Source organism: Aggregatibacter sp. oral taxon 458 str. W10330, from assembly GCF_000466335.1.
In the GTDB taxonomy this organism is placed as follows: domain Bacteria; phylum Pseudomonadota; class Gammaproteobacteria; order Enterobacterales; family Pasteurellaceae; genus Aggregatibacter.
In genome coordinates, this window is the sequence record NZ_KE952623.1 from 1 (window position 1) to 2,387 (window position 2,387).

Sequence of the window (2,387 nt, forward strand, 5' to 3'; positions counted from 1 at the left end):
ATAAATATTACTATGATCCTAAAAATAGAAATGAGCAATTTTATAATTTAGGTAATGAGGAGTACGTATATCCAGCTAGATTTGGTGCTTGGGCTGATGCATACGGTAGTAGTAAAGCGGGTAATATTCTTGATGATAATGAAAAGAGTATAAAGAAATATATTGGGGTGGAGTAATGGAAATTAAGCGATTGCTTCAATACGTTATATTTTGGTTAATTATATTTCTTATTTGTTTTACATTCACATTTAGCTTATTTTAGCTGCTTTTAAAGCTTGATAATTATTCTTTTTCTGATTTTAAGAAAATGGCATCTTTTTGGTTAAATGGCTCTGCTGCAATGGCGACTTTAGTTTTGATCATTGAAGCTAAAAATAAGCGATGGTAATGTTGAGGGGAAAATATGTTTGCAAAAATATTAGGTTATTTGATATTTGAATAGCATGCTTTAATAAAGTGTGGTCAATTTTCAAAGAGTTTTAAAACCTCTCAAAAATTGATCGCACTTTTGTATTTTTAATGATGCTTATGTTAAACCCCCTCTGATGGCGCAAGCGTCCACGCTTGTGCCATAACAAGCCCCAAGATAGCGCGCGTCTCCTGACGCGTGCTTGTATCGAGTTAAAAAATAAATAAACTGAAGTTATTCATGAAAATAGTGAAGATTTGAATCAAAAAAATTGATGTTTTGGGGCACGCGTTAGGAAACGCGCGCCATCGTGGGTAACTAAAGGTAAAAGTATGGTCATTAATGTTCAAGGTAAGGATGTTTGTGATTATTGTAAAAATGATATAGCTACAGCTGCTGAAAAAGCTGGGTTAAAATCGGTCATTGTTCATGCTGTTGATGATAAGAACAAACTGAGAACTTATACTTGGATTCAAGGGCAAACATCAATAAAGGAAAATAAGAATGGAAAATAGCTTATTATTTTTTTCATGTGCATATAAATCAGAAGAGGGTGAATGGATAACTTTGGCAGATAGGGATATGGTATCTAAGATTGGTAAAGATAAAATATTATCTATGCTTAACAGCACAAAGAATCATAGATCTGACGTTAGATTAGAAGTTATACCTGAACCAGAAGTAGGCTTATCTGAATTAAGGATGGAATCAGATGGTGAAAGATATTTATTTACTTTAATTGAGTATGGAAAAGATGGGGAGTTCCTAATTAGAACAAAATCTGACTTTAATGGTACTCCTGGATTGGTTTACTTTGAGGGAGAACCCTATCCAGCTTGTTCGGTGATAGAAGACTTTGATTTTATTAAAAGAGTATTTATTGAGTTACTAGAAACCGGAAATGTTTCTTATGAGTTAATGGATATATAATTTAAAACATCTATATAAAGTGCAGTCAATTTTCAAAGAGTTTTAAAACTTCTCAAAAGTTGATCACACTTTTTGTATTTTCAGCGCAGCTTATTTTTAAGCTAATCTTATAATTTCACATTTAATTTCTAGTAAAAACCGAAACATCGGAAAATCTGACCGCACTTTCACGTGACACAAAAAATGCGGATCAACGTGTTGAAAAACAAGATTTACAAAAAGTGCAAGAGCCCCTAGATAGCGCGCGTTTCCTAACGCGTGCTTATATCTAACTAAAAATAAACAAAGTGAAGTTATTCATGAAAATAGTGAAGATTTGAATCAAAAAAATTGATGTTTTGGGCACGCGTTAGGAAACGCGCGCCATCGTGGGGGGGGATAAAAAATGAGAACTTTATTTTTCTTAATTTGGTCTGGTACCTTTGTGTCCTTTTGTGGTTCTATTTTTATAGGTTTTTTTCTACTTTTAAATTATATTAAATTTAATGAATTTGATTATATATTACTATTCAAGGTGGCATTTGTGTTTTTTATTGCTGGTTTTGTTATTCCTATACCAGACTTAATAAAGTTAAGAAATAAAATGATTATTGATTGGTTATAATGTTTAATTGTATATTTTTATTATCTTTGTATTGCTTTATGGCTAGGTAGGGGGAGGTTTGAAAAATATGTAAATGCGATCCCCCTGATGGCGCAAGCGTCCTCGCTTGTGCTGTTTAATAAAAAATTGCGAATTTTACCCATAAACGTTGGGAGAACCAATGTTCAAAATTCTTTGGATTTTGTGACCGCACTTTTAGTTGATAGGCACAAGCGAGGACGCTTGCGCCATCAAGGGCGAATCTTAAAGCAAAACGTTGGGAAGCGGACATTCAAAATCTGACGATAACGAGCCGCCAAGATACGGAAAAATACGAATCGAAACAAATGAGCGCAGGCACAAGCGGCTCGGTGGCGTATGGTTCGGGCGTTGGGGTCTCAGCGAATGGGGCATACAGTAAAGCGAAAGTGGATTATGCGCAAGTCAATGAACAAGCCGGAATTA

General features: G+C 34.4%; 4 protein-coding genes. 3 read left to right on the plus strand and 1 reads right to left on the minus strand.

Features of this window, described 5'->3' with window-relative positions:
- Window positions 1–741 precede the first annotated feature (741 nt).
- Window positions 742–924 carry a cytidine deaminase-like fold-containing protein gene (locus HMPREF9065_RS01230; RefSeq protein WP_021616892.1) on the plus strand — a complete coding sequence of 61 codons (183 nt, stop codon included), beginning with the start codon at window positions 742–744 and terminating at the stop codon, window positions 922–924.
- A complete protein-coding gene (locus HMPREF9065_RS0109605) occupies window positions 914–1,339 on the plus strand; it encodes a DUF6911 family protein (protein WP_021616893.1) in 426 nt (141 codons plus the stop codon). The genes HMPREF9065_RS01230 and HMPREF9065_RS0109605 overlap by 11 nt, the downstream gene beginning before the upstream one ends.
- 719 nt (window positions 1,340–2,058) lie before the next feature.
- Here the strand turns inward: HMPREF9065_RS0109605 and HMPREF9065_RS10150 are convergent.
- A complete protein-coding gene (locus HMPREF9065_RS10150) occupies window positions 2,059–2,214 on the minus strand; it encodes a hypothetical protein (protein ID WP_156901117.1) in 156 nt (51 codons plus the stop codon).
- Window positions 2,215–2,221: 7 nt separating this feature from the next.
- Here HMPREF9065_RS10150 and HMPREF9065_RS10495 point away from each other — a divergent pair.
- Window positions 2,222–2,387: hypothetical protein (locus HMPREF9065_RS10495; protein WP_369751039.1), on the plus strand; the 166-nt coding region annotated here is incomplete at its 3' end.

Excerpts from the sequence above, each read along its gene's own strand:
- HMPREF9065_RS01230 (WP_021616892.1), top strand. The coding sequence starts at position 742 with ATGGTCATTAATGTTCAAGGTAAGGATGTTTGTGATTATTGTAAAAAT.
- HMPREF9065_RS10150 (WP_156901117.1), bottom strand. The coding sequence starts at position 2,214 with ATGTCCGCTTCCCAACGTTTTGCTTTAAGATTCGCCCTTGATGGCGCA.
- HMPREF9065_RS0109605 (WP_021616893.1), top strand. The coding sequence starts at position 914 with ATGGAAAATAGCTTATTATTTTTTTCATGTGCATATAAATCAGAAGAG.